Source organism: Microbacterium sp. H6, assembly GCF_003314775.1.
GTDB classification, from domain to species: Bacteria; Actinomycetota; Actinomycetes; order Actinomycetales; family Microbacteriaceae; genus Microbacterium; species Microbacterium oxydans.
Genome location: NZ_QOAY01000314.1, coordinates 1 through 5,374 on the forward strand (window position 1 = coordinate 1; position 5,374 = coordinate 5,374).

Genomic DNA, 5,374 nt, shown 5'->3' on the forward strand with positions numbered 1-5,374 from the left:
CACTGAACGCGACGCTCCGCGACGCATGGCAGCCGACAGCGGGCGCTCCGCTCGACCGGCAGCGTCTGCACATCGCTCCTGGCGAACGCGGCCGGGTCGCCATTCCGCTCCTCCCCCGCCGCCGCGGAGAACTCGTGAGCGAGTTCGTGATGCTGCGTTCGCGCGGGCCCCTCGGCATCGCCGGTCGACAGGCCCGGCACGTCGTCCGCGGGGCGATCAGAGTGCTCCCGGCGTTCTCCTCCCGCAAGCATCTTCCGTCGCGACTCGCCCGGCTGCGCGAGCTGGACGGCAACACGAGCATCCAGGTGCGCGGTCAGGGCACCGAGTTCGACTCCTTGCGGGAGTACGTGCGCGGAGACGACGTGCGTTCGATCGATTGGAGGGCGACGGCTCGCGCCGGGACCACCATGCTGCGGACCTGGCGGCCGGAGCGGGATCGCCACGTCGTCATCATCATCGACACGGGACGCACGGCTGCCGCACGTGTCGGGGACGGCACCCGTGTTGATGCCTCACTGGAGGCCGCGCTGCTGCTGGCGGCACTCGCCTCCCGCGCGGGCGATCATGTGCACCTCCTGATGTACGACAGGGTGGTCCGCGCGCGGGTGACGGGCGTCGACGGCGCCGCGCTGCTGCCGGCACTCACCGACGCCATGGCTCCGGTGCACGCTCGGCTGGTCGACACGGACTGGCACGGCGCGTTCACCGCCGTCCGCACGCTCACCACACGCCCCTCGCTCATCGTGGCTCTGACCGCGCAGGATGCCGCCGAGTCGGCGCGTGGATTCCTCGGCGCCTTCCCGAACGCGTCACGCGCGACCACCGTGCTGGTCGGCTCCGTGACCGATGACGGCATCTCCGCGCTCGCGCGCCGACGCGACTCCCGGGAGTACGTGTACCTCGCAGCAGCGGCCGAGAGGACCCTCCGCGATGCGGAGAACGTCGCCGATGCGATCCGCAGGGCGGGCGGAGAGGCGATCGCCGCCGATCCCGAGGAGCTTCCTCCCCGGATCGCCGACCGCTATCTGGAGCTGAAAGCGGCTGGTCGGCTCTGAACCCCCGCCCACGATGAGATGTGGCAGCTCACCGTCTGTCAGCCCGCCACCAGACGCGGCGTACCCGCTTCGTACTCGACGAGGTCTCCCGTCTCACCCTGGCGGTGCGCGCGCCCGCCGATGACGAGCATGTAGATCAGGAACACGGCGAGTGCCGCGCCTCCGATACCGATCTTGACCGGCCACGGCAGTGCCCAACCGGTGACGAAACCTTCGACGAGCCCCGCGAGGAACAGGGCGAAGACCAGACCGATCGCCACGGTCGCGAGCGCTCGGCCCTGCTCGGCGAGCGCTTCACCTCGCGTACGTCGCCCCGGCGCCACCCAGGCCCAGAACACGTGCAGACCCGCGGCGGCCGCCACGAAGATACAGGTCATCTCGAGCATCCCGTGCGGAAGAATGTACAGCACCATCAGGTCGGCCTTGTCGTGGACGGCCATCACCGCGCCGGTGGTCCCGAGACCCATCGCGTTCTGCACGAGCATGTAGACCGGCCAGATCCCCGTGACGCCGAAGAGCACGCACTGCATCGCGATCCAGGCGTTGTTCGTCCAGACCATGCCCATGAACACGGCAGCGGGGTTCTCGGTGTAGTAGCCCGTGAAGCTCTCGTCCGCATACTGCTCGAGTGCGGACGGCGAGCCCAGAGTCGCCACGAGCGCGGGATCGCTCGCGATCCAGGCCGCGGTGCCGACGGCGACCGCGATGAAGGAGATCGCGATGACCAGGGTCGTCCAACGCAGGCGATACAGCGCAGCGGGAAGCTGCAGACGGAAGAAGCGTCCGGTCTGCGTGAGGATGCTGTCCGATGCACCGGTCAGACGCAGGCGTGCACGGACCAGGATGGTCGACAGGTAGGCACCCTGCGGCGAATCGCCGACCGAGGTCTTGAGCTCAGCCAGGTCGGCGGAGGCGGCGCGGTATCGGACGATGAGCTCGTCGACCCCGTCCCCGTCGAGACGGGCGCGACTGAGTTGGTCCAGCCGCTCCCATTCGGCGCGGCGTGCATCTGTCAGCGCATCGGCATCCACCTGATTTACTGTACTCATGTCCACCCCGATCGATGCTGCAGACGAGGTGCTCTCCGGCGAGGCCGTGGCGATCGACGTGCAGCCCATCGGCTTCCTGCTCCGAGCGCTCGGCGCCGCGATCGACATGCTCCTCGGATACGCCGTGTTCCTCCTGTGGATCTTCCTACGCATCTGGCTGCTCGACGCCGGCGTGCTCGACGAGACGACGGATCGGATCGCCGTGGTCTCGGCCTTCGTGGTGAGCTTCGTGGTGCTGCCGATCACGATGGAGGTCGCCCTGAAGGGACGCAGCCTCGGCAAGCTCGCGGTCGGCGGGCGCATCGTGCGCGTGGACGGAGGCGCCGCGGGGTTCCGACACGCCTTCATCCGCGCCCTCCTCGGCGTGCTGGAGATCTACATGACCTTCGGCGGTGTGGCGGTGCTCACCGGCGCGTTCAACGCGCGGTCGCAGCGCCTGGGCGACCTGGTCGCCGGCACCTACAGTCAGCGCGTACGCACCCCCGCTCTCGTCGCGCACGTACCCGTGCTTCCTCCGTCGTTGGGCGGCTGGGCCCAGATCGCCGACGTCGCTCGGCTCCCCGACCGGCTCGCGCGGCGCATCTCCCAGTTCCTGCAGAGCGCCCCCCGCATGATTCCTGCGGCACGGGCACGTGTCGCGCTCGATCTGCTGACCGAGGCGACCCCCTTCGTCTCGCCGCTGCCTCCGGCTCCGCCGGAGCAGGCGCTGATCGGGATCACCGCGCTGCGCCGGGAACGCGAACGCCGGGCACTGGAGAACTCCGACCGTCGCGCCGAACGGCTCACCGGACGGCGCGTCGGCGTCTGAACGGCGTCGGTCACCGCGGCGTCCTCCGCACCTTCACGCGTGCGTCAGAAGCGGATCGCGTCGATCACCTTGACACGGAGAGCGACCAGCGCGGGGATGAACCCGGACACCGCACCGACGATGACCGACGCGAGGAGGCCGATGAGCGCCGCGCGCATCGGGAAGGGCGGGATGTCCTGGATCCCGTAGAACATCGACGTGATGATCCACTCCGAGCGCAGCACCGCGACGACGATCGCGATCCCGATCACTCCCGCGACCGTGGTGGCCACGAGGCTCTCCAGGAACACCGCGAAGAAGACCCGCCCCGAGCTCGCACCGAAAGCGCGCCTGACCCCGATCTCCCGAACGCGTTGACGCATCGCCACGAGCTGGATGTTGATCAGGCTGAGCGCCCCGAGGGCGAGGATCAGGGCCGCGATACCACCGGTGACCATCTCGAACGTCGCCTGCGCATCCAGAGCCCCCGGCTGCGCAGCCCAGTCGGACCTGCTCACGGACACCGTCTGACCTTCGGGCAGCCCCGCCCTGAGGTCCATCGCGAGCACCGGCGCGATCCGATCCACCTGGCCGGTCCCCATCCAGATCTCGTACTGCGTCCACGCATCGGTCGGGAGCGCATCCACGCGGGCACGGTAGGAGTCGTACAGCACATCGACGCGCATCTCCTCGTCGCCCATCCCCTGGCGCGGAGTGATGCCGATCACCTGGTACGTCCCGCCGGCCGGGCCGCCGAGCGTCACGGTCGGGTGCTGCGACAACGGCACACGCCCCAGCCGGTCCCACAGGGGCTCCGTGATGACGACGGGCGGGGCCATCGCCTCGCTGTCGGAATCGAGGAACCACCGCCCTTCCAGGAGGCGCTCGCGATGGATCTGCGAGAACGCGGGATCCATGACGCGGGCCGGAACCTGCACGATCCCGTCGGGGAGCTGGACGTCGAGCATCACGCCCTGGGAGATGCGCGCCGTGTGGCTGAACCCGAAGCGCTCGGACACGCGGTCGAAGCGGGCATCGAACTCGTCGGCGTCGACGGGCGTGCCGTCGTCGCTGTTGACCGCGACGACGACGGTGGCCGCTCGTCCGCCCCACCGGTCGGACTGCTCGGCTTGGAACTGTCGCTGGTACTCGGAGATCGCGACGACCGCGGTGAGCGCGCCCACGGACACGGCGATCCCGATGAGGCTGAGCAGCACGCGCAGTTTGTGCACACGGATCTCGGCCCAGGCGTCGGAGAGGGCGCCGAGGAAACCGGTCATGCGACCACCTCCGGTGCGGCGGAGGGCACGGGGGCGGCGAGGGTCGACGCCTCGAAGGCGCGGCTGAGGTCGGCGATCTCCAGGCGTCCGGCGTCGAGTCGGTAGTGGCGACGCGCCCGCGCAGCGACATGGAGATCGTGCGTGATGGTGACCAGTGCCGCGTCGGTCTCTGTCGCCACTTCGTCGAGCAGCGACATGACCGATGCCCCGGTGTCGATATCGAGGGCTCCGGTCGGCTCGTCCGCGAGGATCAGGACCGGTCTGCGGACGAGAGCCCGCGCGATGGCGACACGCTGCTGCTCACCGCCGGAGAGCTTGTCGGCGATCTGGTCGACGCGATGCCCCAGCCCGACGCGCTCGAGCATGTCGGCCGCGATCTGGCGACGGTTCCAGAACATCCGCCCCTTCGCGTGGCCGAGCGGCATCATCACGTTGTCGATCGCCGTACGCCCCGGCAGAAGGTTGAACTGCTGGAACACGAAGCCGACGTTGTCGCCGCGAAGGCGGTCGAGGCGACCGGAGCGCATCCGGCGCACCTCCCGACCTTCGAACGCGACGGAGCCGGAGGTGGGCGCATCCAACATCCCCAGGATGTTGAGCAGCGTCGATTTCCCCGACCCCGAGCGGCCCACGATGGAGACGTGGTCCCCCGCTCCGACCTCGAGGGTGACGCCCCGAAGGATCTCCAGGCGCGAGTCGTCGGCGAGCAGGACGCTCTTGGAGACGTCGTCGAGCGCGACCAGGCTCACCAGCTGGTCCCGGTGTCGCACTGCTCCACTCCCGGGGAGACCTCGTAGCAGAACTCCTCGACCGGCGCGACGAAGCCGGGCACGAACTGACGGATGCTGTCGCCCTCCGCCAGACCCTCCGTCACCTCGACCATGACGCCGTCGTTGACGCCGAGAGTCACCGCCCGCTCCTCGGGGTCGGAGCCGTCACCGGCGTCGACCCAGACCTTCCCCGACCCCGCACCGCCCTGGACGGCGGTGACCGGGATCACCAGCGCGTCATCCACCTGGCCGAGAGCGAGGTCGATCTTCGCGGGGAGACCTGCGAAGACCGTCTGGTCGACCGGGATCGCGCAGCGCACATTCGCGGTGCCCTCCGCCGTCACCTGGACTCCCACACCGGTGCACGCGAACGGGGCAGGGCCGCCCGTGATGGTGACCGTGGCCTCGGTGGGAGCATTGACGAGCCGGTACA

5 protein-coding genes and 1 pseudogene are annotated in these 5,374 nt (G+C 69.6%); 2 read left to right on the forward strand and 4 right to left on the reverse strand.

From position 1 onward, the window contains the following. A partial coding sequence (locus DSP71_RS21505; protein WP_147251426.1) for a DUF58 domain-containing protein occupies window positions 1–1,055 on the forward strand: 1,055 nt, incomplete at its 5' end. A 38-nt stretch (window positions 1,056–1,093) separates the two neighbouring features. On the opposite strand, the gene DSP71_RS21510 is transcribed toward DSP71_RS21505, so the two are convergent. Continuing rightward, window positions 1,094–2,086 (reverse strand): stage II sporulation protein M, encoded by a 993-nt coding sequence (locus DSP71_RS21510; RefSeq protein ID WP_046749496.1) that lies wholly within the window; start codon window positions 2,084–2,086, stop codon window positions 1,094–1,096. Window positions 2,087–2,102: 16 nt separating this feature from the next. On the opposite strand from DSP71_RS21510, the gene DSP71_RS21515 reads away from it, so the two are divergent. Further along, complete coding sequence (locus DSP71_RS21515; RefSeq protein ID WP_061017853.1) at window positions 2,103–2,912, forward strand: RDD family protein; 810 nt, start codon at window positions 2,103–2,105, stop codon at window positions 2,910–2,912. 44 nt (window positions 2,913–2,956) lie between these two features. Here DSP71_RS21515 and DSP71_RS21520 read toward each other — a convergent pair whose 3' ends face one another. From DSP71_RS21520 to DSP71_RS24505, 3 genes and pseudogenes are all read right to left on the reverse strand, one after another. Next, on the reverse strand, window positions 2,957–4,171 hold the full coding sequence (locus DSP71_RS21520) for an ABC transporter permease (RefSeq protein ID WP_046749498.1): 1,215 nt from the start codon (window positions 4,169–4,171) through the stop codon (window positions 2,957–2,959). After that, a complete protein-coding gene (locus DSP71_RS21525) occupies window positions 4,168–4,941 on the reverse strand; it encodes an ABC transporter ATP-binding protein (protein ID WP_197077719.1) in 774 nt (257 codons plus the stop codon). The genes DSP71_RS21520 and DSP71_RS21525 overlap by 4 nt, the downstream gene beginning before the upstream one ends. Continuing rightward, window positions 4,917–5,374 (reverse strand): annotated as a pseudogene (locus DSP71_RS24505) (hypothetical protein); the annotation flags it as partial. The gene DSP71_RS21525 and the pseudogene DSP71_RS24505, both read right to left, overlap by 25 nt.

Coding starts and splice junctions, on each gene's coding strand:
- DSP71_RS21515 (WP_061017853.1), top strand. CDS start 2,103: ATGTCCACCCCGATCGATGCTGCAGACGAGGTGCTCTCCGGCGAGGCC.
- DSP71_RS21520 (WP_046749498.1), bottom strand. CDS start 4,171: ATGACCGGTTTCCTCGGCGCCCTCTCCGACGCCTGGGCCGAGATCCGT.